The sequence below is a fragment of the Paenibacillus sp. GQ49 genome (assembly GCF_059759055.1).
Window position 1 is genome coordinate 39,226 of sequence record NZ_JCAXEL010000013.1, and the last position, 24,829, is coordinate 64,054.

The 24,829-nt window shown below is 46.2% G+C and carries 22 protein-coding genes and 1 pseudogene; 4 read left to right on the top strand and 19 right to left on the bottom strand.

The annotated features are described in order from the left end of the window. Nucleotides 1-100: 100 nt before the first annotated feature. The 4 genes from AC6CIF_RS20855 to AC6CIF_RS20870 form a co-directional block, all read right to left on the bottom strand. Nucleotides 101-1,606 carry an extracellular solute-binding protein gene (locus AC6CIF_RS20855; RefSeq protein WP_498201401.1) on the bottom strand — a complete coding sequence of 502 codons (1,506 nt, stop codon included), beginning with the start codon at nucleotides 1,604-1,606 and terminating at the stop codon, nucleotides 101-103. Nucleotides 1,607-1,624: 18 nt separating this feature from the next. Further along, complete coding sequence (locus AC6CIF_RS20860) at nucleotides 1,625-2,512, bottom strand: carbohydrate ABC transporter permease (RefSeq protein WP_017692544.1); 888 nt, start codon at nucleotides 2,510-2,512, stop codon at nucleotides 1,625-1,627. Nucleotides 2,513-2,524: 12 nt separating this feature from the next. Next, nucleotides 2,525-3,454 (bottom strand): ABC transporter permease, encoded by a 930-nt coding sequence (locus AC6CIF_RS20865; protein ID WP_498201473.1) that lies wholly within the window; start codon nucleotides 3,452-3,454, stop codon nucleotides 2,525-2,527. 333 nt (nucleotides 3,455-3,787) lie between these two features. Next, complete coding sequence (locus tag AC6CIF_RS20870) at nucleotides 3,788-6,193, bottom strand: AraC family transcriptional regulator (RefSeq protein WP_498201402.1); 2,406 nt, start codon at nucleotides 6,191-6,193, stop codon at nucleotides 3,788-3,790. 215 nt (nucleotides 6,194-6,408) lie between these two features. Between AC6CIF_RS20870 and AC6CIF_RS20875 the strand changes: the two genes are divergently transcribed. Further along, nucleotides 6,409-7,764 carry a dipeptidase gene (locus AC6CIF_RS20875; protein WP_498201403.1) on the top strand — a complete coding sequence of 452 codons (1,356 nt, stop codon included), beginning with the start codon at nucleotides 6,409-6,411 and terminating at the stop codon, nucleotides 7,762-7,764. 631 nt (nucleotides 7,765-8,395) lie between these two features. Here the strand turns inward: AC6CIF_RS20875 and AC6CIF_RS20880 are convergent. The 4 genes from AC6CIF_RS20880 to AC6CIF_RS20895 all read right to left on the bottom strand — a co-directional run bounded on the left by AC6CIF_RS20880 (nucleotide 8,396) and on the right by AC6CIF_RS20895 (nucleotide 11,750). Then, nucleotides 8,396-8,767, bottom strand: a complete 372-nt coding sequence (locus tag AC6CIF_RS20880) for a hypothetical protein (protein ID WP_307416297.1) — start codon at nucleotides 8,765-8,767, stop codon at nucleotides 8,396-8,398. A 164-nt stretch (nucleotides 8,768-8,931) separates the two neighbouring features. Continuing rightward, nucleotides 8,932-10,152 (bottom strand): N-acetylglucosamine-6-phosphate deacetylase, encoded by a 1,221-nt coding sequence (nagA, locus tag AC6CIF_RS20885; protein WP_498201404.1) that lies wholly within the window; start codon nucleotides 10,150-10,152, stop codon nucleotides 8,932-8,934. Then, entirely contained in the window at nucleotides 10,149-10,877 is a 729-nt protein-coding gene (gene nagB, locus AC6CIF_RS20890; RefSeq protein WP_498201474.1) for a glucosamine-6-phosphate deaminase, read from the bottom strand. The genes nagA and nagB overlap by 4 nt, the downstream gene beginning before the upstream one ends. A gap of 9 nt (nucleotides 10,878-10,886) precedes the next feature. Then, nucleotides 10,887-11,750 (bottom strand): MurR/RpiR family transcriptional regulator, encoded by an 864-nt coding sequence (locus AC6CIF_RS20895; RefSeq protein ID WP_498201405.1) that lies wholly within the window; start codon nucleotides 11,748-11,750, stop codon nucleotides 10,887-10,889. Between the two features lie 146 nt (nucleotides 11,751-11,896). Here AC6CIF_RS20895 and AC6CIF_RS20900 point away from each other — a divergent pair, with 146 nt between their 5' ends. Continuing rightward, complete coding sequence (locus tag AC6CIF_RS20900; RefSeq protein WP_498201406.1) at nucleotides 11,897-12,241, top strand: hypothetical protein; 345 nt, start codon at nucleotides 11,897-11,899, stop codon at nucleotides 12,239-12,241. A 136-nt stretch (nucleotides 12,242-12,377) separates the two neighbouring features. Here the strand turns inward: AC6CIF_RS20900 and AC6CIF_RS20905 are convergent, their stop codons facing one another. Beyond that, nucleotides 12,378-12,926 carry a DUF4303 domain-containing protein gene (locus tag AC6CIF_RS20905; protein ID WP_498201407.1) on the bottom strand — a complete coding sequence of 183 codons (549 nt, stop codon included), beginning with the start codon at nucleotides 12,924-12,926 and terminating at the stop codon, nucleotides 12,378-12,380. Between the two features lie 217 nt (nucleotides 12,927-13,143). On the opposite strand from AC6CIF_RS20905, the gene AC6CIF_RS20910 reads away from it, so the two are divergent. Beyond that, the gene (locus AC6CIF_RS20910) at nucleotides 13,144-13,437 is read left to right on the top strand and encodes a hypothetical protein (RefSeq protein ID WP_498201408.1); all 294 of its coding nucleotides are present in this window, start codon (nucleotides 13,144-13,146) and stop codon (nucleotides 13,435-13,437) included. Between the two features lie 202 nt (nucleotides 13,438-13,639). Here AC6CIF_RS20910 and AC6CIF_RS20915 read toward each other — a convergent pair whose 3' ends face one another. The 8 genes and pseudogenes from AC6CIF_RS20915 to AC6CIF_RS20950 all read right to left on the bottom strand — a co-directional run bounded on the left by AC6CIF_RS20915 (nucleotide 13,640) and on the right by AC6CIF_RS20950 (nucleotide 21,125). Beyond that, nucleotides 13,640-13,864: a helix-turn-helix domain-containing protein gene (locus AC6CIF_RS20915; RefSeq protein ID WP_017692532.1), complete on the bottom strand. Its 225-nt coding sequence runs from the start codon at nucleotides 13,862-13,864 to the stop codon at nucleotides 13,640-13,642. Nucleotides 13,865-14,037: 173 nt separating this feature from the next. Then, a pseudogene (locus AC6CIF_RS20920) lies at nucleotides 14,038-14,713 on the bottom strand (nucleotidyl transferase AbiEii/AbiGii toxin family protein). Between the two features lie 204 nt (nucleotides 14,714-14,917). Further along, nucleotides 14,918-15,376 carry a type IV toxin-antitoxin system AbiEi family antitoxin domain-containing protein gene (locus AC6CIF_RS20925; RefSeq protein ID WP_498201409.1) on the bottom strand — a complete coding sequence of 153 codons (459 nt, stop codon included), beginning with the start codon at nucleotides 15,374-15,376 and terminating at the stop codon, nucleotides 14,918-14,920. Between the two features lie 284 nt (nucleotides 15,377-15,660). Further along, entirely contained in the window at nucleotides 15,661-16,650 is a 990-nt protein-coding gene (locus AC6CIF_RS20930) for a YhcN/YlaJ family sporulation lipoprotein (protein WP_498201410.1), read from the bottom strand. 267 nt (nucleotides 16,651-16,917) lie between these two features. Then, a complete protein-coding gene (locus AC6CIF_RS20935) occupies nucleotides 16,918-17,934 on the bottom strand; it encodes a DUF4340 domain-containing protein (RefSeq protein ID WP_498201411.1) in 1,017 nt (338 codons plus the stop codon). Then, a complete protein-coding gene (locus AC6CIF_RS20940; RefSeq protein ID WP_498201412.1) occupies nucleotides 17,931-19,325 on the bottom strand; it encodes a GldG family protein in 1,395 nt (464 codons plus the stop codon). The genes AC6CIF_RS20935 and AC6CIF_RS20940 overlap by 4 nt, the downstream gene beginning before the upstream one ends. A gap of 4 nt (nucleotides 19,326-19,329) precedes the next feature. After that, nucleotides 19,330-20,046 (bottom strand): ABC transporter permease subunit, encoded by a 717-nt coding sequence (locus AC6CIF_RS20945; protein WP_017692528.1) that lies wholly within the window; start codon nucleotides 20,044-20,046, stop codon nucleotides 19,330-19,332. Beyond that, a complete protein-coding gene (locus AC6CIF_RS20950) occupies nucleotides 20,043-21,125 on the bottom strand; it encodes an ABC transporter ATP-binding protein (protein ID WP_498201413.1) in 1,083 nt (360 codons plus the stop codon). Before AC6CIF_RS20950 ends, AC6CIF_RS20945 begins: the two co-directional genes overlap by 4 nt. Nucleotides 21,126-21,558: 433 nt before the next feature. Between AC6CIF_RS20950 and AC6CIF_RS20955 the strand changes: the two genes are divergently transcribed. After that, nucleotides 21,559-22,632, top strand: coding sequence for a glycosyltransferase family 4 protein (locus AC6CIF_RS20955; protein WP_256704231.1), 1,074 nt, complete (start codon nucleotides 21,559-21,561; stop codon nucleotides 22,630-22,632). A gap of 65 nt (nucleotides 22,633-22,697) precedes the next feature. On the opposite strand, the gene AC6CIF_RS20960 is transcribed toward AC6CIF_RS20955, so the two are convergent. Together AC6CIF_RS20960 and AC6CIF_RS20965 are read right to left on the bottom strand one after the other, a co-directional pair. Beyond that, nucleotides 22,698-24,227 carry a DHA2 family efflux MFS transporter permease subunit gene (locus AC6CIF_RS20960; RefSeq protein WP_498201414.1) on the bottom strand — a complete coding sequence of 510 codons (1,530 nt, stop codon included), beginning with the start codon at nucleotides 24,225-24,227 and terminating at the stop codon, nucleotides 22,698-22,700. A 217-nt stretch (nucleotides 24,228-24,444) separates the two neighbouring features. Further along, complete coding sequence (locus AC6CIF_RS20965) at nucleotides 24,445-24,804, bottom strand: hypothetical protein (RefSeq protein WP_076211222.1); 360 nt, start codon at nucleotides 24,802-24,804, stop codon at nucleotides 24,445-24,447. Between the last annotated feature and the right edge of the window lie 25 nt (nucleotides 24,805-24,829).

Here is a 24,829-nt window from a genome sequence, read left to right on the forward strand (position 1 = left end):
TGGTATCCAGCTTTACCAATAACGTTCATTTAAGTTCATATAGGTATGTTTTGTTTTGATTATACATCAAAAACCATATTCAGGAAGTCATAATTTCCAACTACTTCAGTGCAGCGTACAGTTCATTAACTTCTTTTACATAATCGTCTCCGCCGTTGTTCTTCCACAGGGCAACAGCATCTTCGAATCCTTTCTCATCAATCTGTCCTACGATGAATTTGATTCGCGCATCGTTGATGATATTGTCCAGCTGCGGTCCTTTCTGAGCGTAAACATCAGAGATCAGCGGTTCGCCAGGATTGGCGATGACAATCTCTTCGTTGGCTTTCTGCACCTGTGCAACCTTTTCACGGACAGGTGTCTGTTGTACACGAAGCGTTCTGTCTTCCGGCACAAACATCAAAATCTGATTTAAGCCTTGCAGGTCGCGGAGCGCAAGCTTGTCAGTGCTTGGTATGATGTAGTCTTCTTTTTTCTCGTATTGCTTGCCTTCCAGTCCGTTGTACAACAATGCCTGCAATTCCGGTTCATTCAACTGATCCAGAAAGCTCAGTACTTTCTTCAGGTCTTCTTCCGTTTTGACACTGCTTTTGGAGATCGCAATCAGGCCGGAGTAGCCAGACGTTGGCATATCACGCAATCCCTTTGGACCTTCCATCGCTTGCAGCACATCCACACGTCCTGTCGCATTTGGGTCTTTATCGAGTATTTTCTGATCCATCCGCTGCGCATTATCTGCTACATCCACCATGACACCGGCTTGCCCATTCACAAATGGATCAGGCAGTTTGGTCGCATCCATCACGGCAAAGTCCTTGTTGACCAGACCCTCACTATAAATTTGACGGAAAAATTTCAGGGCTTCCATGTATTCTAGTGTCTCATGCGCCGGGATCAGGCCTCCACTGCCATCATCTCCCCACTTGTTGGGTGCACCAAACCATACCTGCATGTTATCCCACGGGCCCGTGAATTTGCTGGCAACCAGACCGTACGTATCATCCTTGCCGTTACCGTCTGGATCATCCTTCGTGAACGCTTTCAATACATTGTAAAATTCGTCAATCGTCTTTGGCTCTTCCAGCCCCAACTTCTCAAGCCAATCCTTTCGGATTGTGACCCCATTACGTCCTAAGGCGCGTGCCCGGTAGATCCCATAGGTTTTGCCATCAATTGACGCATTGTTGGTAATGATTTCATTCATTTGACTCAGATTCGGATAGTCTTTCAGATAAGGACCAAGCTCCCAGAATGCTCCGGTTCGTGCCGCATTAATAAAACTTGGAGACTTCCCTAACACCACCATAATCTGAGGCAGCTTTCCCGAGGCCAGTGTAATGTTGAATTTGTCTTCATACGAGCTGCTTGGCACCCACTGCAGGTTCACATCCACCTTGGTCAGTTCTTCAAGCTTCTGGATGACCGGGCTGTTCTCCGGCGGATTCTCCGCTTCGAAGTTCGGAAGCATAATGGTAATCTGATCGGTGCCACCCGCAGCGGTTCCTGAACTTTCTTTGTCCGTGGAGCATGCTCCTAAGATCGTACTAAGTACCAGTGACGCAGAGAGTAACAGTGCACCTTTTTTGAATCCCGTTTTTTGTCCCATACGTTCTCCCCCTTGGCTTTAGCCTTTGATTGAACCTAACATGACACCTTTGGCAAAATGCTTCTGCAAAAACGGATACACCAGCAAAATCGGAATGGTACCTACAACGATCACCGCCATTTTGATTGACTGCTCTGGTGGCTGCACAAAATTGGGGTCCATGTTTGCCATATCTCCGACACTGGCTTGCGAGAGTAACACGATCTGTCTCAGCATGACTTGCAGCGGCCATTTGTCACTGTCGGAAATGTACAGCAGTGCCGAGAAAAAATTGTTCCAGTGGCCTACGGCGTAGAACAAGGCAAACGTGGCAATGACCGGTTTGGATAAAGGCAGAACAATTCGCCACAGCACCCCAAGATCCGAACAGCCGTCGATGCGGGCCGCTTCCTCCAGCCCGGGCGGCATTTGCTGAAAAAAGTTTTTGACAACTATTAAGTTAAAAGCGCTGATCGCGCCAGGAAGCATAAGGGCCCAGTAAGAATCGAGCAGTCCCAGTCCACGAATAACGAGATACGTTGGAATCATCCCACCACCGAATAACATCGAGAAAATCACCATGTTCATCATGACATTACGGCCCCAGAAGTCACTTCTGGATAGTGGATAGGCCATCGTTAGTGTGAAGAACAGATTAACCAATGTACCTGCCACCGTGATGAAAATGGAAACACCAATGCTGCGAAAGATCGTGGACGATGAAAAGATATACTCATACGCGCTGAAGGAAAACACCTTCGGAATGAGGAAAAAACTGCGTTCGGTGATCTCGGCTTCCGTTGCGAAAGAATTCCCTATAATATACAGGAACGGAAGGACGGTTAATATGCCCAGAATCCCCAGCATGACGTAATTGAAGATATCAAATACCTTGCCGGCAGGGCTGTTGTATAGACGGCTGTTCATGGGCGCTCCTCCTTAATAAATTCCGGGATGGCCGAATTTTTTCGCAAGTTTATTACTGCCAAGTACCAGAATGATCCCCACCACAGACTTGAATAGTCCCACAGCGGTACTGTAACTGAATGCACCTTGCGTAATCCCTACCGTGTACACATACGTATCAAATACATCTGCGACATCCCGGTTGAGGGAGTTGGTCATCAGATAGATCTGCTCAAATCCGGTATCGAGGAAGTTCCCCAGTCTGAGAATAAGCAAAATGACTATGGTCGTACGAATGGCTGGAAGCGTAATATGCCACATCCGCCGTAACCGTCCTGCACCATCCACAATGGAGGCTTCATATTGTTCCGTATCTACACCTGCGAGGGCTGCAAGGAAGATAATTGTGCCCCATCCCATCTCCTTCCACATCATCTGCACAATAATGAGCGGACGGAATGAACCCGGACTGGAGAGCACATCAATGGGCTTGCCTGTAATCCAGGCGATCAGATCGTATAATACCCCGCCTTGCGGAGTAAGGAACACGTACGTGATACTCGCGATAATCACCATGGATACAAAATGGGGTACATAGACCAGCGTTTGAATCGTTCTTTTGAAGAAAGCGACCCGAATTTCATTTAATAATAAAGCGATAATGATCGGTGCCGGGAAAAAGAAGATAAGATCATACAGAGCAAGAACCAGCGTATTGCGTAGTAGTCGAAAGAAGTCCGGGTTGGAGAAAAAGTTCGTAAAGTTCTCTAGCCCTACCCAGTTACTATCCCGGATGCCCAGAAAAGGCTGGTAGTCCTGAAAGGCAATGATGATCCCCCACATGGGCAAGTATTTAAAGATGACAAAGTACAAAAAGCCGGGAAGCACAAGCACATATAACCATTTGTTTCGTTTAATCTGCCTTTTCCAATTGGACTCCTGTTTTAATGGTCTTGTTGCCATATTCGCTTGAGCAGTTGCAGTGGCGTTAGTATTCCAGTCCGTCTTCCCGTTCATCATGTCTCCCCTCCCTCAATGATGTAAGCGTTATCAATTAACCTGATACTCAGACTATACAGCCGAACTTTTTCCGGCAACCTTCATTTTTTGCATCACTACGGCATGATGGTCGGAAAGCCCGCTATAACGCCAATTTCACAAGAAATTGCACATAACGTAGCGGGTAGAATTGCACATTTTTGCGGGTTTATCCTTCTTTGTATCACGGTAAAAAAAAGAAAAAACCGACATTCACTAAAGCTGAATGCCGGTTTGAAATGACAAATATATAAACGGTTATTGTCCGAACCATTGATCGCGATACTGACTCGGGGTAACTCCCTCCTGTTTCTTGAAAATCCGATTAAAATAACTATGCTGATATCCCACAGCCGCCGCAACATCATTAATTTTCATCGTTGTCTCCCGTAACAATTGCTTCGCCGCATCCATTCTCACACGTGTCAGATAATCAATAAAGTTGATGCCCGATACCTGTTTGAATGCCTTGCTCAGTGCATAGGGTGTCATCTGCTCCTCGTCAGCACAGTTTTCCAGCGAAATGTCGCTGCGGTAATGTGTATCGATGTACAACATCGTTCGTTCCACCACCAGCTTCAGCGGTTCCTGCGATCGTACCTCGACCTCTTGAATATAAGGTATGAATACCTCATTCATCATCCACTGCCTCATCTGTACAGGTTCACGAATACCGGATAGTTGCTCATACATGTTGTAACCACCAAACAGCTTATAAGGTGTGACACCCGTTTGCAGCATCATGTGCTGAATACTGCCGAGCAATTGAAGCATCATTTGCTGAACTTGGAATTCGGTACTGCCCGTCCGCGTAATCTCACTCATGAATTGTTCCAGCACACGTTCCGCTTCGGCTTGTTTGCCCAGCCTGACCGCCTGTAACAACTCGCGTTCCAACCCAAGCGGATAGGAAGCTGCTTCATTTCTGCGGAAACACGCCTCATCCTCCAGATCGAGAATCTGACTTCCTTCCTCCACACTGCGATAAGCCACGGCCTGTTCCATCTCGACAAATCGTCCGGGCAGTTCCTGAAGTGAAGCTGCCGGGCGACTGACCATCAAGGTCACCTTCATTTTGAGCGTCCGTCCAATGACTTCCACCAGTTCCTGTCCCCATAACAGCGCTTGTGACTTCACAGGTTCGTCCTGAGGAGCGATCACTAGCATAGCGGAAGACAAGTCATGAAAGTTCATGACACTGATCTGCCTGAAATAATTTTTCGCAACTTCCTGAGTGATATTCACTGCTGCAAAGGTGACTAATCCCGTGTCCTGGCTTCCAAATCTGCCTTGCAACTGCTCGTACCCCGTAAAATACATCTGTACCAGCAAAAACTGCTGGCCCTCCAACTCAAATCCCAGATGACGCATCCGTTGCTGAAGATCCTGCTCGTTATAGGCATATAGATGCCCCTGTACAAGTTGTAAGACAAAACTGTCGCGCAGATGGGGAAGCTGCTCCTGCAATTGGCGATGTGCCGTGACACTGCGAGAGGTCAGTTCGTTCCACTGTTGCTCCAGCAGCTCAAACTCGTCCAGCTTGGCATCCGTTGGTGTTGTTTCGCTTCTGCCAGGCGTAAGCAGATGCAGCATCCGTGCTACAGGCGAATAGATGCGGCGGGAGGCAAACCAGGATAACAACAATCCCAGGATGAGACTGCCTGCACTCGCAATGACGATGATTTTGGATACCAGCTTGACCGGCGAAGTGACTGATGTTAAAGGCGCAGCGGAGACGTAAGTCCAGTCCGAATCGATCCGACTCAATGAGCCGTACGAGACGGAATAGGTCTGGTCCTCATATCGGAACAGGAATGAGCGGCTGCCCGCATGCAGGACTACTTCTTCTTTTAGCTGCTGCTCAAAAGCAGAAGTCTCTCCCGCCGTTCCCGGATTCCCGGTAACCAGTGTGTTTCCTTCTTGATCCATAAGGAACGTTAACCCTTCGCCATAAGGAGTAAGCGTTTTCAATAAACTGGCGACTTTCTCGTTATCCAGCGTGATGATCAGTGCACCAAACGGATTAATGCTTTCCCCCGGTATCTTATGTACTAGAACCAGTGCATTGCCTGCATCCGTATGCAGTGGACTATCATTGGTCGAAGGCTCGGTATCACTGTTGATGCTGGAAACCCAGTCTGTCCAGTACACGTGGTTCCCCATGGAAAGGTATCGATCATAGGCTTGTACTTTCGCTTCATCGTTCAATTCGGTATAATCCCGATTAAACAAGATTGGCTTCGGTTCCTGCAAATACAGTTGTGCTGACTTGATCAGCGGATGGGAACCTTGTAATACGTATAAGGTAGTCACAATCTCCTGCGTTTCATTAAAATAATACACAAAATCCAGCGTTCGCAGTGCATTGCCAAACCTCGGTTCAAAAGCCCAATGGGATAAGTTCATCTCCAGATAAGCCAGCTGGTCATCCACATTACGTGCCCGGTTCTCAATCTGGTTCTGATGCATCTGATTGAACTCGGTTTCCATCCGGCCAACAACCTGTTGATACATGACGATACCTGTGATTAGTCCGGGAATACTGGCAATGAGTAAAATAAGCATGAGGCTGTTTCGATAAAATCGTCCTTTATGCCTTCCAGCCTTCAAATCGGATAACCGCTTGAATCTGCCAAATATTCGATCGCTCCTAGTCGGTTCCATCGCTGCTCACCTGCCTGCTTGCATCGGGTCTGACTGTCATGGAAACTTCCTCAACTCCCCTGAGAATATATGGATGAAATCCTTTTCTTGTATTATACGCACAATCCTCAGGTGAATGAAACGATCTGTAACCGATCATTTTTTTAACCAATGTTTTATTAACATGACAAAATGGATTACAATGAGATATAGCAAACATGAAGGAGGCCTTTTTAATGAAAGAACAGACTTATTTTGAACAAAATAGAGAAAAACACCTGGCAGAACTGAATGAATGGTTGTCCATTCCAAGTATCTCTGCCATTTCAGAGCATAAAGAGGATATTAATCGTGCAGCACAATGGGCAGCAGATGCGCTCACACGTGCAGGCATGGAAAACGTTGAGGTCATTCAAACGGCTGGACATCCGATTGTCTATGCAGATCACCTGCATGCACCCGGCAAACCGACAGCTCTGATCTATGGACACTATGATGTACAACCTGTAGACCCCCTTAATCTGTGGGACACGCCTCCTTTCGAACCTACCGTTCGTGATGGCAAGCTGTATGCCCGTGGTGCAACGGACGACAAAGGACAGATTTTCCTACATATCAAGGCAGTTGAAGCCATTCTCGCCGAAAACAAAGAACTGCCAGTTAACATCAAGTTCTGCATTGAAGGCGAAGAGGAAATCTCCAGCCCGAACTTGCCCATCTATCTGAATGAACATACAGACAAGCTGCGTGCAGACATGATACTGATCTCGGATACTTCCCTGCTTGAAAAAGGAAAACCGGCAATCTCCACTGGCCTGCGAGGCCTTTGCTCGCTTCACGTGGATCTGAACACAGCCAATACCGACTTGCACTCCGGTTCATTTGGTGGCGGTGTACCGAACGCACTGCACGCACTCGTATCCCTGCTCGCTTCGTTGCATGATGAGCAAGGCCGTGTAAGTGTAGATGGTTTCTATGATGGCGTACTGCCGTTGTCTCCTGAGATGAGAGAAGAATTTGTGAAACAGGGCTTCAATGAAGAACAGCTTCGTCAAGACCTCGAGCTGGAGAAATTGTATGGCGAAGAAGGTTACTCGTTCGTGGAACGTGTTGGCGCTCGTCCAACATTGGAACTCAACGGCGTATGGGGTGGTTTCCAGGGCGAAGGCAGCAAAACGGTTATTCCAAAGGAAGCTCATGCCAAAATCACCTGCCGCCTCGTAGCGGATCAAGATCCACAGCATGTATTGAATCGTATCGAAGCACATCTGCGCGCTCACGTTCAACCAGGTGCAACGCTGCATGTGAAACAGATCGAGAAAGCTTTTGCTTTCAATACCGATCCTTCGAATCCAATTCTGCAAAAAGCGGCAGATGCGTATGAGCACGTGTATGGCGTTCGTGCCCTCTTTACCAAAGATGGCGGCTCCATTCCGATTGTTGAGAAACTCTCACGTGTACTCGAAATCCCTGCTGTTATGATGGGCTTTGGTTTGCCGGATGAGAATCTGCATGCACCGAACGAGCACTTCAACCTGGAGAACTTTGATAAAGGGTTGTTGACGATTGTTCAGTTTTTGAAGAGTTTGTAAACACTCTTACACGGAGGTCACTACGCGGGGAGAATAAGCTTCCGATCGCTGTTATCCCCCGATTTCTTTGATCCCCTTTTCTAAAGGGAGAAATTCGGGTGATAAAGGCGAACGCTCCGCTTCTTCAGCTTTTTTCTCCCCACTCCGTTAACGTGTAAATTATTTACTCAACTTCATAGAGTAGGGGCAGATAGATATTACAAAAACGGTGGCCTACAGGTCATCGTTTTTGTTTGAATCGATTTCGTCCCCTCCACTACGTTGCAGCTTGTTGCAGACTGATTTTAAGATTGAGCCTACTTTACAAATGAAGGGTAGTAGGTAGGTATAAAAGTATATAAAAGGGGTGTGCCGTCCAACTTCATGACGGTACACCCCTTTTATAATTGGTGATCTAGATCTATTCGTTTCAATGGTTCGGTATTTACTTTTTAACGAACTGCGCACTTGCTATTCGACGAAAATCCGCAGTTTTGACGATATAACGAATCGTAGACGCTTTATTTCCTCGTTTTGCATGTCATTCATCCATTTTCTACCGGAATAACGTGGCTGACGTTCATTAGCCCTGTAACTAGAAGGAGTAACCCACTTTCGGGACATCCTCCAGATTCTACTCCCCTCATCCCCATTATGTGCGGAATGTTGTGAACTTCAGCATGTGCACAAGCCGGGATAAGTGTGCGATCTCCTGCTGGACTCCAGAGGTGTCTGTACCTGCCATTGCCTGATTTGCTCGCAGCGTTCTACGTGTGTTCAGCATACCTTCAATCAGTTTCATGACCGTGTTGCGTCCACGATGATCGACAATCATATACTTTTTGCGTGCATCCAGCTCTACCCATACGATGTTGCTGAATGATGTGAACAGATGCCTGCGGTACAGCTCCATATCGGTCTCATTGTAATGCTCGCCATAAAAGGCATAATATCCGTGTATGTGCAACTTCTCCGCCAACACTGTGATGAACGGATCATGTTCGAGCATAGCGTTACGTTCCATGTTTCACGCCTCCGTTATGCGTGATCCGCAGATCCCGTCTTTTTGAGATCTATTTTAACATATTGCGCAAGGTGTTGCCTCTACACAGATAAAAGCCAAGTTTTAACTCCGAAGACTGATCTATCACAAATGAGAGTTATTAGCACGATACTAATTTTCTAAATCTAATATGACTCGCCGATCCGTCTGCCCTTCACCCACACACCCTCAATATCCAGCTCCGCATTCAGCAAAACGATATCTGCCTGTTTTCCTTGAGTCAGGGAACCTGTCCGGTGATCAATGCCCAGCAGGCGTGCCGGGGTCAGACTTGCTGCACGTGATGCAGCGTTCAGACTCAAGCCCACTTCCTGTATCAGGTAACGGAAACCGCGAATCATTGTCAGCGTGCTTCCCGCCAGTGCGCCGCCGTCCTTCAGTCTGGCCTCGCCATGCTTCACGATTACGGGCAGGTCGCCGATTTTGTACTCCCCATCATCCAAACCGGCAGCAGACATGGCATCCGTGATCAACACGAGTTGATTGTTATGTTGCTTCAGCTGAGCGAGGATTGATATAGCCGCAGGGTGAACATGAATGCCGTCGGCAATCACCTCGGCGCTGATGCGCGGATCACTTAGCACGGCTCCGGCAGCTCCCGGTAGCCGGTGATGCAGCGGTGTCATGGCATTGAACGTATGAACGGCATGATGAAGTCCTGCTTCCACTGCCCGTTCCACCTCTTCATAGGTCGCATCGGTATGGCCGAGTGCCGCTGTGATCCGCTGTTCACGCAGCCACGAGATGACTTTCAGTGCGCCTTCACGTTCCGGTGCCAACGTAACTTGACGGATCAGGCCAGGATATTGCTTCTCCCATGCTTCGAGCCAAGATACATCAGGCAGTATGATATGTTCCGGATTTTGCGCACCAGGCCATTTCGGACTGAAGAAGGGGCCTTCCAGATGTACTCCCTCAAGCTGTGCATATGGCATTTCACCGGAACGGTAGCGGTTGACCTCAGCAAGTACGTTATCCAATCGCTCTTTTGGAGCCGTCATGGAAGTCGCAAGCATCGCTGTTGTTCCCTGGGTACTATGGAAAGAAGTGATCTTGTCCAACACCTCCGGGCTTGCGTCCATAAAGTCTTCTCCGTTCCCACCATGCACATGGATATCAATGAATCCAGGCACGATGAGACCACGTTCCGGTACTGACAGCGGCAAAGCCTCGCTCCGAATCTGTTCAGGAAGACCTTCCGGTATCCCAGCATAGAGGATTTTTCCATCCCTCCAAGCTAATACACCATCTTCCAATATCTCATCTGCAAGTAGCAGCTTGCCCCGAAGAAGAGAAATATTTTCATCACGCTGGCTTCTAGGTTCACGGCTATTCACCTCGGTCATCTCACCAGCCTCCCTGCGGCATGATCCAGCAATACCACCACATTTGGATGACATTGCAAAAGCGATGCAGGACAGGCCGTTGTGATTGGGCCCATAAAAGCTTCGCGAATAATCTCGGCTTTTTCCTCGCCACGGGCAATGAGCAGAATCTGTTTGGCTTTCAAAATGGTACCGACACCCATTGTAATCGCCTGAGCCGGAACTTCATCGATGCTGTCAAAGAAGCGTGCGTTTGCCTTTCGCGTTTCGTCTTTCAGATCCACGACATGCGTTCGTCCTGTAAGTTCAGTTCCCGGTTCATTGAAGCCAATATGACCATTATGTCCGATGCCCAGCAGTTGAAGGTCTACCGGTCCACGATCGTCCAGCCGTTGCTCATAGGAATTACATTCCTGTTCCAGATCGGCAGCCTGACCATCAGGCACTTGCGTTCTAGCAATATCTACATCGATATGATTGAATAATTGTTCGTTCATGAAACTGCGGTAACTTTCGCGATGTTCTGTTGGAAGTCCGACATACTCATCGAGATTAAAAGAAGAAGCCTGTGAGAAGCTGACCAGCCCCTTCTGGTACAACGTGATAAGCTGTTTATATATGCCTACAGGAGAACTTCCTGTCGCGAGCCCCAATACAGCCCGTGGTTTGGTTTGCAACAAACTGGCAATGAGGCCAGCACCCGTGGTGTTTAGATCTTGTTCATTTTCAAAAATTCGTATATTCATCTTCATCTGTCAGGCACCTCCGTTGTGTTGGACTCGATAGGACTGCACATTATGATAGGATTGTTCCAGTCTGGGGATAAAACGGTCGAAGTCGGCACTTACCATACCTGTGAACAAAATATCGATCACATGCAGCAGCGCAATACGTGAAGCCATATCTCCACGCCTCATACCTTCTTCCAGAGAGGACGTAAAGAGTGGGATATCGGATACAGTTGCAAGCTTGTTACTGCCATAGGAAGTCAGTGAAATCGTAGAAGCTCCGGCCTGTTTGGCACAATGCAGGGCATCGATGGTCTCTGGTGTTTCGCCTGAATAGGATACGGCCATCGCCACATCTCCCTCGGCGAGCGAAGATGCGGATGTAATCTGCATGTGTGAGTCGGAGAAAGCCGTACAGCTCTTGCCGATCCGCACCAGTTTCTGATAGAAATCCTGTGTAACAATCGAAGAGGTAGCCACCCCGTACAGATCGATGCGGCGAGCCTGGCACAATAATTGAACGGCTTGCTCCAATCTGCCCAAATCCAGCAAACGAGTGGTATCTGCAATAGACGCGAGGTGGTTGGCTTCGATAGCTTCAACAATTTTGGATAGGGAATTGCCCGCTACAATATCCTGATACGCCGTTTCATCAGATGCGTGGGACAATTCTGCGGCGAGTTTCATTTTGAAATCGGGAAAACCTTTGAAATGAAACGACTTGCAAAAGCGGGTTACCGTCGCCGCACTTGTGCCACTCTGCTCTGCCAGATGACTAATCGTCCAGCCGGGAATGTCCGATGGAGATTGCATAATGACTTCGGCGATACGTCGCTCCTGAGACGGAAGGTTATTCAGTTCTTGTTGCAACGCACGTAATATGGCTGCCATGAGGACCTCGCTTTATGAAAATTATTTTTGTTTATTTTTAATAAATTAAGAAAATCATTTTTATAACTTTATTCTAATCAAGACGATGATGCAAATCAAGAGGAATTTAACATGACTTTTGCAATATCAAAAGAAGGAGCAATTCAATGAATCGAAGACAACGGAGAAAGTTCATTCCTTCCACCTGGATTATTGCTACCAAACAAACAGAAGGACATGCCTATTATGTCCTCTATGCCATCGACTGGAAACGTGGAGGTCGGCTGAGTTGGGAAGGCTGGAATCAACTTGAAGACATGCTGCAATTTCATATTCCGATCAAACGAAAAGCCGGAGGCCGGAAATCTTCCCAGCCTGCCGCCAAAATAGCAAAAAGAGCGCTCCATCTTTCTCTGAATGATGCACAGTTCGAGGAATTGGAGCAGCTCTTTTATCAGCCATTTTCGAAGAAAAGATGGAGGATGTTCATTCAAACGAATAGGAATCTATAAGTGATAAACTATTATGGATTCGGTTGTTTCATTTTTTCACGATAAAACAAAAAAGCCTCTTCCCTTCTTTGGATAAAGAATAGGAAAGACTTTCGCGGTACAACGATTCAGTTCTTTTGATTCAATTTAACTCAAGTTAACTCGTTCTAGTTGATGCATCATATCGTTTTAAGAACTTACTGGCTAAGCTGGGGACAGTCATTTGATGAACCGATTGATTCTCAATCTCCTCCGCCAGATCGTCATCTGTGAGAGAAACAAAGAACGTAATGTCTGCTTTGGTTTGTCCATATCGGGCAAAAACTTCATCTGCTGTCTCATTCACAACTTTGGCAATGATTCGAATGATCTCATTCTTATACCTCTGGACATCTTCTGTTGCATACAACAATCGGCTGATGTGGTTAAAGTGCGTATCCTCGCCATATTGATATTCGGAACAGCCCCATCTGTAATAGATCTCGTCCTGCTCGCTGTCGCACACCCCCTGTTCCTTCATATTGGTAATATGTTTGCTTAATGACTCCTCTGTATTTATCACCATGAACAGCGTTACCCAATCACTGTCCGTTCCAAATGCACAAGCGTATACTTTTTCATGTTGCACCTTAGCCAGCGTTTGTTCCAGATCGGGTAGAAACCCCGCTCGAAATTGATTTTCAAATTCACTTAAAAAGTGGTCCATTTAGCTCATCCTTTCCATTATTAATGCAATTATCTATTCAATCCATTGATTGGGGCCAAAGCCTTTAACGAGATATTCATAATCCCGCCCTGTTGATACTATATGGTCTCTCAATAACTACAAGGTACCACATAATTACAATTAACGTGCTTACTTCCTACACCCTTAAACGACTATGCTATAATAAAAATACGACTATCCAAGCGAGGTGAGGCCGATGAAATGGGGAGAGATTACTGAATTACACCCAGATCGTTTTGTGCTTGTGGAAGCAATCAAGGCAAGTTCCAGCAACCGTGTCCGTCAACTACAGGATATAGCAGTTATTCAAAACTATGATAATCCTCAAGAAGCCTGGAGCGGTTATAAAGACCTGCACAAGCTCCATCCTACACGCGAGTTATATGTATTTCATACGAGCAGAAGCGATGTTGAGGTTGTAGAGGAATTTTTCTCAAGAGCCTCATTCAAAGTTGACTTTGAATTAATGAATGTTCAATTTTCAACATAAGCCATGTAATGATAACCTTTGAATGGTTGTCGTTGCGTGGCTTATTTTTATACACCATGGTTGGGTGACTTAATCCCGGAACAGCGGATCATCTGATGTAATAAACTATAAATCAGCAGCAAAAAAGCCTTGCCCCATTCTTCATGACAAAGAATAGAGAAAGGCTTTCATGCTGCTACTTAATCCTAACTGTAATTCGCAACTAAATCTTCAGTTCTCCAAGCTTAATCAGCTCGACAACTGCCTGCGAACGACCCTTAACATTGAGTTTCTGCATCACATTCGAAATATGGTTACGCACCGTTTTCTCGCTGATGAATAACTGCCCTGCGATGTCACGCGTTGTTTTGTCTTGAACCAGTAATTCGAATACTTCGCGTTCACGGTGGGTCAACAAAAATTTGCTTTTATGATCGATACCCTTCAATGTTCACCCCTCCTTGCTCGGGTTGTGTTGGTGTAACAAGGTTAAGGGGATACAGTCAACTCATCTTATGTCAGGTCAAGGGCGTTGGTTCAGTTTTATAAGAAAAATGGGCAGTAATTTGCATACATCCCTCTAAAATAGTTGGTGCATAGTTCAAAAAAATTATGTATTAATCAGTTATTGTTCTTCCAAGCCCTTTCGGTATAACTCCAACGCTTAAAAAACTCTTTCTCATCAATTATTGAATGATAAACAGGTTCAAGAAAAGAAACAAGAGCATCCATCACATCCTGAAATGCAAGTTGTTCTTCAACCCCTAAACGACGCAGAAAAGCCTGCCACTGTTTTGTCCGACCTTCATTTTCAGCAAATTCTTCATGAAACAGAGGATGCTCTTTTTCAAATATTGTGCCCCGTTGTTGGAAGGTTTCGGACACTGCCTCGTGAAGGATTCGACCATCAAAGTTGTTCATTGTTAACAGCGTATAAATATCATAAAAATCCTTCATCCGACTATTCATCACAGATAATGTGATCATGGCTTCAAATTTTTCTGAAATGACGGATTCCCTCGAGTAGGCTTGAACTTGTGGTGCTGTCATATCCAGGAGAACAGGATATTCAATAAGCTGGGGCTTCGGGACCACCAAATCCGATATCAAACTGCAAACTTTTTCTCATCCGCCCTAAAAGAGCAGTTACTTTAATTCTTACTCCCTCATAATCAGCATCTTCTTTAATTCTCTCCGTTGTCAGTTCATCCAACTGAAATGCAATACCATCCGTAGGAACCGCTATTGAGCAAATGGAGACAAACGACTCTCTTAATAAATCCAGTTCATTAGCAATCTGTCTGGCGAGAAAATCAACGTCTTTGGTTGGACGTGCCTAACGCTCCTGAAAATAAAGCAACAGCAAGGTATCAAATGCTTTTCCTGATTTTTTAGCTATATTTTTCAAACGTTCAGAAACAGAGGCGTTAATATTTTTAATTTCACTCATTAGATCAGCACCTCCAGATACTTTTGCAAAACCGTTCGAATTCGTAGCTTATCAGCATAGGAGACAAGCCTTGTTATATTCTTGTGGGGGGATTGAAGGTAATTCCTCAGCCCTTCCTTCATCAATTCCAATTTTGTATTGAGCATCTGCCAAATAGATTACTTTAATAGGAGGATAGTCTGGAAGCTTTGGCTTTTTACCGCCACGATGAATAGCAATCTGATATTCCCATGGATTGTAAGTTGTCAGTTCATAGAAGGAGAGCGCAGAGAGAAGACATATAACTCCTTTGGGAACAAGTTTGGATACCTCAACCATTTCATGGGGCGGTTCATTAAATTGACCAGACTGTCGGTAAATCCCCTGTTTTACCCGTTCAATTTCACCAGCGGACTCCAGTTTTTTTATGTAGTAAGGGGATACGCCCGCTTCTATAAAATCTTTTGTTCGAGCAAAACCATGCTGTTCTTCAAATACTCGCATTGTAGCAACTACAATTTTCTCGTTCATACACTCACCACCATTCACATTTGCGCGTGCATTTCTTGCCTTATCTGGATCTGTTCAGAATTTTCTTTCCAAGTTCATTCTAATCCATAACTATTCCACACCCTAATTTCAATCCCCTTTATTATTCACTAAAAACTCTGCACTTAGACGTAAGAGCAGAACATAATTCTTTTAGGAGTGCAAGAATATTAGATGGTTTATATATTTGAGATTATGTAAGACAAACATGCCCCTGCAGCAGATGTTACCATCTGCGCAAAGGCACACTTGTTCATGTCAAAAAACTACCGATTCATTCGATTCATCACACCACCGTTGTGATTACGGTTCATCAGGCCATCGTCAAGGATGCCATCACGGTTATTCGTATCTGTTCCGTTCGTTGGGAAAATTCGCTCCACCATCGATTGGAACGTATCAATCATGCCACTAACGGGCTTACCGTTACGAATATCTGTGGCATAGTTCTCGACATGCTCCACAAAATCAGGATTGGCTGATACATATACATTCTCGATATTTGGTGCAAACTGTTTGATTTTGGCTGAAATCTTACCCTTAATCTCAGCTGATGTGTTATCGTCCGTGCTATCTACACGTTGTCCTTCACTTTTCATACCATAATGCCCATCGTCTGTCCCACGTGCTTTACCGCTATTTGTCAGACCACGCATCATGCCAACGGCGCCTGTGCCCATGGTTCCATAGATGCTGCGGTCATTCCCCATATGGCTGCGATCCGTTGCCGAATTTGTGTTCAGTCCTGGAGCAATTCCGCTAGTGCTGTACGGAGACATTGTGCCCGTACCGCCATTCACACGCATACCACCCATATCGTGATTCATGTTGCCCCCACGCATGGTATCACTGGCATGATTACGCATCGTTCCATTCAGCATGCTCGTACGACTATTGGACTTGCTCTCCAACTTGCCTGCATGACCATCTGCCAAACGAACTGCCACATAAGCATTACGATCCGTTAACATGACACGGGCGGATTTTACTTCCTTCATCTCCGTGATACGTTTTGCCAGCTCTTCACTGGATTTCAGGTCAGTAACATTGTGCATGCGATAACTTTTCGCACGGATGCCATCCATGCCATTTGTTTCCACACCATAACGGTTAATGCCGTTGGCTTGCTGACGAACACTTTGCGTATGCATATTGTTGGTATCCCGATTCGTGCCACAACCTGTCAAACCGGCCATTACAAAGATTGCAGTAGATAATGATAACGTAATAGCTGTTGCCTTTTTGACTGCTGGCATGTACTCATCCTCCAATGTTTGTTGGTTTTGGTCACAGTGATAGGATGCGCTTCTGTACGTACCGATATGCTGAAAGGATATGGTACCTTACCCTGTAGATTCAGGTATTCTGGTTTTGGTCTTTGTTTATTGATCTTTAGTTTTGATCTGTGGACCGTGAGTTTCTTCGCTATATAAAATAAAAAAAACAGTGCTACTTGTTCGCAGCACTGCCTCGAAATCATATTTGCATCTCAACACAACAATATCACTTATCTTCCGCCCCGCTCATTTCCCGTCTGTTGATGATGATGTCGTTGCTTCATTTGCAGAACTGGATGATTCTTCCGACGAAGTTGTTGATGCTTTAATTGTATCCGGGAATTTCTCGGCTTCCGTTAGACTTGTCGTATCCATGCCATATGCCCATTGACCATCCGGCGTAATGACCCAGATCTGATCAGGTTCGGATGGCACCGTAAGTCCCCGATACACATCTCGAACCTGTTGCCCATTGACCGTCTGTTCAACAGACAAGGTGAATCGTGGAACAGTACCTTTCAGCTCGGACGCTTTACGCACATCATCTGCTGTCGACAAGTTTTTGATTTTGCCGATAAGAGATACGGCATCTGTGGCTTCAATCGTTTTTCCATTCAGTGTCCAGGTCTGTTCTGCCGCATCGTTCTCCGATGTCGATGTTAACATCCAGGTAGCTGCCTCACCCTCCCACTCCAGAGACCCAACATTTGTCTCATCCATGTTGAAAGGTGTCGTGTCTAATAAGTCACGACGAGACAAAGCTATGCTGGTAATCGCCTCTGTCTGCACGGCAACCGCAGGGCCCGAATCAACACGCACATAACGTGCATCATCTGCTGGAAGCTGGCCGCCAATAGCCAGTTTGATCTCCCGATTATCTTTGAGTTTGATATCCATACGTGTAGCATCTGTTCCTAATCCGTACTTATCCAGATCCGTTGGCGCTTCTTCCACCACCAGTTCCTGATTTGCACCACTCAGAGCATCTAACCAACTGCTAACACTGTAACCGTTCAGAGGATAGGCTTTTGGCTCAACCATCTGCCATACGCCATTATCAAGCGTCAGAGTCGAAGTTGCTACTGTACCGGATGTCTCCTCCGTTGTGTCATGTATTGTAATAGATTGAACATCCCCGGATTGAATACCAAGCAACTTGGCTTGAACCGCTTCTTCTTCCCGAAAATAATTTTGACTGGCCGCGTACACCCAGCCCACAATTAGTACGATGACCACCAGAATCGTTGGAACCCATTTTCTCATACTCGTCTGCGCCTCCACCATAAGAGTACACCAATGATAACAAAGATGAGTGGGAATGCTACAATAGCCACGAAGAAAATCGTTCTGGCTTGTTCACCATTCAGGTATGCCATCTCATACCCGGCTTGTACCCGTGGACGAATCGTCAATCCATTTTCTTTCTCACTCAAATAGTTTACCGTATTCAAAATAAAGTCCCGATTGCCACCATTCGCAATTTCCGAATCCTGCATGAAAATGGACGAACCCAGAATAACTGCCTTCGGTTTACCATCCGTCGTATCAGCTGCATATCCTAATTCAACGGGTCCCTGAATGTCCTCTTCGGCATCATTGGTTGTTTCATTCTGCAATAAGCCACCGATATTTGTCTCCCCATAACTGTCATTCGAAGAATGAATTAACGGTGAAAGGGTATATTTATCCTGTTCTTTGCTGGTCAACGCAATCGACAACGACAACATCGGATACAATTGGCTTGCAGCAAGTTTGTCCGTAATTGCATGTGTACCATACTCCGGCACCACCCAGAGTGGCCCCATCGTACTGGCTTGCTGGTTATCCACCATGACTGCATGCTCATCAACGACGCCATAGTCAGCCATCAGAGCATCGATGTTTTTCCAACTGGATTTCATATCTTCTACAAATCCGAGGGATAATAACAGCTTGCCTCCATTACTCAGATATGTGCGAATGACTTTCATTTCCGTATCACTGAGATCACGTTGTGGACCAATAATGGCCAGCACATCTGCATCTTCTGGAACCTTACCAGCTTGATTCAGCTGCAACTCTTCCGTCTGCACATTATTTTGTTCCAAGGAGGATTGCAGCGTAGTCATCTGAGCGAGACTCAGCTCTTCATGCCCAGTCAAAAAGACCATTTTGTGCATCTCCGTTGATGACATATTCATGAGCGCCTGCGTAAGTTTTTCCTCACCTGTGAATTGATATGATCCGTCACTTCCGTCCCCTGTCGCGGTGAACAGACTGGCGATATCAATCACTTTGTGTTGATCTCCCTGCTCCAGCACAATGGAGCTGCCTGTTATGCCATATTTGGATGCAAGCGCAGGTTCCTGCGTCAGATTATATTGTTTTAGCTTCAACTTGCTGTTACGTTTCGTGTATTCCTCGACCATATCCGTGACCTCACGGTTCAGGACGGTGTTGTTGGCATTTTCGACAGTTAACACCAGAATGTTGACGTCATCCTTCACATTTTTGATCGCAGTAAGGGATTGGTCAGATAACGTGTATTGTTTGTTCGAGGTCAGATCCAGCTGGAAGCCGCCAAGTGAATTCAGGAACAGTGTTAACAAAATAAAGATGCCAATCACCGCTACGGACAGCACGGTACTGTTGGTATGACTTAACCATTTTTTCATCTTCTCACCTCCACCGCTTCCGTTCCACAATTTGAATGCTTAACAGCAGAAACACACCCGAAAGGGTGACATAATACAAGATATCCGGCCCACTAAGCACACCTTTCATGAAGCTGTCGAACCGGTTAGTCAGGGCAAACGGGTCCAGCCACTGTTGCAAAGCAGAACCTGTATTGCCTGCGAATGAATCAAGCATCCACAAAACGAGCAAAATAATAAAACCCGCCACCGCAGACACCATCTGATGCTGGGATAATGTAGAAGCGAACAGTCCAATCGCCATCATGCTTCCGCCCAGGAAAAATAACCCCAGCGCAGACATCCATACCGTCGTCATATCCAATGTCCCATAGAACGACATGATGAAAGGGTACACGAGACTGCACAGGATGAGCACGACCAGAATGGCCAGAGAAGCAAGATATTTGCCAAAAATAATTTCTGTTACTCGTGCCGGAGAAGTCAGCAACAATTCATCCGTTCCCTGTCTAAATTCCTCTGCAACCAGTCGCATCGTTAACAATGGCACGACAAACAGCAGCATGGACAACGTATCGCCCAACACGAGACGATAATCGACAATACTCGGCTGGTAATATACAAAGCTTGAATAGAACAGCAGACTGGTCATCAGTACATATACGGCAAAAGCAAAATAAGACGTTGGTGACAGAAAATAAGCTTGCAACTCTTTATTGCATACCGCCATCATTCGTCTCATTTGGAGTCCTCCCCTTTGTGAGCTTGGGGCGAAGTATCGGCTGATGTACTAACTGATGTTCCCGATATACTGGACGAGTCGATGTCCGAATTTGTGTCTGTGTCTGTTGCATCGGTTGTGGTCAGCTTCAGGAAGATTTGCTCCAGACTCAGGTTCTCCTTCTTCATCTCCAGTATCGGTAATCCTGCACCTGACAAAAGGTAGAACAGCTCCTCCCGGAAATCTTCCGAGTTTTCTCCAGTAAGCAACATTTTAACCGTATTCGCCGAATCTGAATTAAGTGAAGCATCTTTGCTGGTATTCGCATCCGACGCTTGAATGACTTCAATCCGCACCTTCTCCCATGGTGTCAGCACATTATGTAATTGCTCCGCAGTCGCCTTCACTTCAATCGACACCTTGAACTGATCCCCCATTGCTGATCCGAAATGCTGAGGTGAACCATCCAGCACGAGCTGTCCCTGATTGATGATCAACATTCGATTACAGAGCGTGCTCACTTCAGGCAAAATATGCGTACTAAGCAGCACCGTATGGTTCTCCCCAAGTTCACGAATCAGATCTCTGATCTCGATAATCTGATTTGGATCCAGGCCCGATGTTGGCTCATCCAGAACCAGCAGATCTGGCTTGTGAATAATGGCTCCTGCCAGCCCGAGGCGTTGCTTGTATCCTTTGGATAACCCACGTACCATTTGTCTTTCCCGACCCTGAAGTCCCAGTCTGCTAACCATCTCACTGACCCGCAGCTTAACCTCACGTGCCGGGACATCTCGCAAATTGGCTACGAATTTAAGATAGGACTGCACCGTCATATCCGGATACAGTGGCGGCGTTTCAGGCAGATACCCAATCTTGGAACGAACACGCTGACCCTGCTCATGGACCGATACCCCATCCACTATAATGGAACCCGCGGTTGGATGCACATAACCCGTAATCATACGCATCGTCGTTGTTTTTCCGGCACCATTGGGCCCGAGAAAGCCAACAATCTCACCACGTTCCATGGTGAAATCCAGTTGATGTACGCCGCGTTGCCCTTCGTAAACTTTGCTGACCTGTTTCACTTCGAGCACATCATTCATCCTTTCCCGTTAAAATACCCGTGCACCATCGTTCGTTATATAAATTCAACTGAAAATATTACACTTGCACTCCGATGACAGAATAACCTTCCGATCACTGTTATCCCCAGATTTTTTTGATTCCTTCTCAGAAGGAAAAATCCGGGGATAAAGGCGAACGCTTCGCTTCTTCAAGTTATTTCTGCCCTCTCCGTAATCGTGTTAATGTTACATTGAACTTATGTAATAGATGATGGGCACGGGAAGTTCCTTGTATATTACGGGAGCTATCCTAGCCTCAGCTTAATGACACTTAAAAGATAGCTTAAAAATTTTTGTCCAAAATGTGAACATTCTGACCAACACCCACACCCTGCGTTTAAAGCCAACGTAACATAGAGTACAGGAGAATGTGCTCCTGACCAAAAGTCAGAGGGTGAATCGTGTGAAAGTATTATTCACGTTTTATGTTCCGAGCGGTGGCGTGGATACGTTAAATCGACTGCGCACCGCTGTTCTGAAACGCCATGGCATTGAAGCGCACCTATTGTATCTCAACACAGGCTCGGGATTGCAGAACAACAGTGATACACCCATTTTCACCGCGTCCAGTGACGAGGATATCCATCATATCATCCATACTCATCATTATGATGCCATCATTGCCACTTCAGACATCGCTATGCCCGGCCGCTTGAGAGGACTTGGTTATACGGGACGAATTATTTTTGAAGCGCAGGGACTCGGAACACGCGATCAGGCTCTCGAAACAATACTGATGGGTGTCCCTTACCTTCAAGCTCATTGTGATGCTGCCGTTATACCTCCCACAGACCACCTGCTGGATATGTTCATTCATATCTGTCCTTGGCTTCATCGGTTTGTTATTCCCAATATGCTGGATACGGACACCTTCGCACCAATCTTGGTGGATACCCCACCCTATCCGGTGCTGGCTTGGGTAGGACGACTTGAACACAACAAAAACTGGCGTGAATATTTAATCATATCGAGTGAAATCGTCAAAAAGAATCCGGAAGCCAGACTTTGGTTATTCCACGATCCAACTTTGGCTAATCCAGAAGATGAAGTCATGTTCCGGCACATGCTGGCAGAATACGGACTTGAGGATCGGATTGGGATCTTCATCAATGTTCCTCATTCTCAGATGCCTGCATATTATTCCATGATTGCCGCTTCAGGGGGCATCATGTTATCCACTTCCCTGCTTGAAGGATTCGGTTATGCCGTCGCTGAAGCCATCAGTTGTGGATGCCCGGTGCTCAGCACGGATTCGGATGGTGTGCGTTCATTTATCACACATAATAAGACTGGTAAGTTTTATCCAATTGGAAATGTAGAGGCCGCTGTAGCCGAAGCAAGGGACCTCATGAATAACAAGAAACTGCGTGAGTATATTCGCATTCAGGGCAGACAGCATATGAGCTTGTCTTTTTCACCAGATCGATATGCCATTTCTTTTCGTGAAATGATGACAGCACTGCGAATTTTCCATTGAGTATAGCAAAAAAGGCAGTTCAGCAAAATTTCTCTGAACTGCCTTAGTATGGTTTTTATAGAGTCTTAGTGTCCCATCATCATCGCGGGATCAGGCTTATCGCCATTTTGAAGTTCTTCTTCCTGCATCGGCTTAGGTTTGCGCAGAATCAGACTGAGCAAACACCCGAACAATGCAATACAAGCGGCCAGGAAGAACGTATCATTGAAACCAGCCACCAAACCATGAACGATTGCGGTCGGCTCTGTACTCGTTGTATTGTCTGCGATTCTTGAAGTAAGGAAGCCTGTAAGCCCTGCAACCGCAAAGGACACAACCACTTGCTGTGCAGCAGCCGTGAGCGGTGTAACCCGTCCAACCAACTTGCGCGGTGCAGCATTTAATACATGCGTATTGAGTGGCATCATGGACAAGCCCATACCCAGACCCATCATGACCAGAGCCGTTATAATCAGGCCAAGACCTGTCTCTGCCGTGATGGAGGACAGAATAAACAATGCTCCCGAGATAATACCCAGACCCACAAAGGCAAGAGGTCTAGCACCGATTTTATCAAACAATCGACCACCAAGCGGCATACCCACTCCGGAAGCCAATGCCTGTGGCAGCAGAATCAATCCTGTTTCCAGTGCAGTGTACCCTTTGATCTGCTGCAAATAAAGCGGGATCAGGATCATCGCACCGAACAGCGCCACTTGTGACACCCATGCGAGAATAATTCCCCGTGAGAAATCAGATGATTTGAATACCCGGAGTTCGAGCAATGGATTTTGATGACGAAGCTCCACAATAATGAACAAAATGAGCGCTACACCACCCACAATGACACCCGTCAAAGTTGTTGCAGACGTCCAGCTCGTTCCACCCTCACTCACACCGTAAGCGAGCATCGAGAACGCAATTGGTGCCAGAATCATGCCGAGCAGATCCAGTGCAGGTGTGCGTCCACGATCTGTATCAGGCAAAAACTTGATACATAGAATGAATGCTGCAATACCAATTGGCAAGTTAATCAGGAAAATCCAGTGCCAGCTCAGTGATTCAATAAACCACCCGGACAACACCGGACCCAATGCAGGGGCAAGCAACATCGGAATTCCCAGCATCCCCATGATGGAACCTCTTCGCTCAGGCGGAGCCAGACGAAAGACCATCGCCATACCAATAGGAGCAACCATGCCTCCACCAAGGCCTTGAATGATACGGTAAATGATTAATTGCTCAGGTGATTGGGCGATCGAGCATAACACTGAACCCAAGGTAAACATAGCAATGGTGAATAGGAACACTCTTTTGGCACCAAAACGGTCCGTTAACCAGCCTGCCAGTGGAATAACCGCAGACAAAGCCAGGGTATAACCCGTAACCGTCCATTGGATGGTCTTCAGGTCGGTCTCGAAATATTGAACCAGATTCGGAATGGCTACGTTCACCACCGTGCTGTCCAGTATAACCATGATCATACCGACGATAATAGCCAGGAGTGGCAGTATAATCGTTTTGATTGAAAACTCTGCGGGCTCCTGTAGTCCTGCTGTCTGTTCTTTCACTTTCTCCACACTCTTTTCCAGCCAGGAGATCGCAGGCGTATCCATGCGTCTCACTCAGCCTATATTGACGACCAATTTCAAACTATCGTTTTAAATCATCGTTTTAAACTTTCGTTTAATACTGATCTAATTCTAATGAAAATACCTTTGCTGTCAAGCTATTTTTTTAGACAATTCTACTATGGATGCACCACAAAAAAATGGAACAGGCACCTTCCCTGCTCCACACGTAGGTAATCATGACTATGCAATGATGTCCATATCAATCTGCAAGCTTCATCATCTGATATTCTGACAGTATGCCCAATGTCTGACCGTGAATACTTCTGCAATATATTCGAATAACCAGATGATTCGGTGAAGAACTGTTGCTGATGACCCTCAGTTCATAAGGCTCGGATGACACATCCAGATTATGAATGACCTGATTACCACCCGCTCCCCCCGAATTTGACGTTAGGTGAAAAAGCTGTCGGTACAGTTCTCCGTGAATACTGGCTCCACCAACAAATACATCTGTCCCTCCCTCGCCACCCACATAGGCCAACTCCACATCCATGTACTTGACGGGAACAAATGTGTGTAACAGATTCTCATGAATCTCAAGTAAATATACCGCCACTGTAGATCCCTCCTTCGGAGCACAT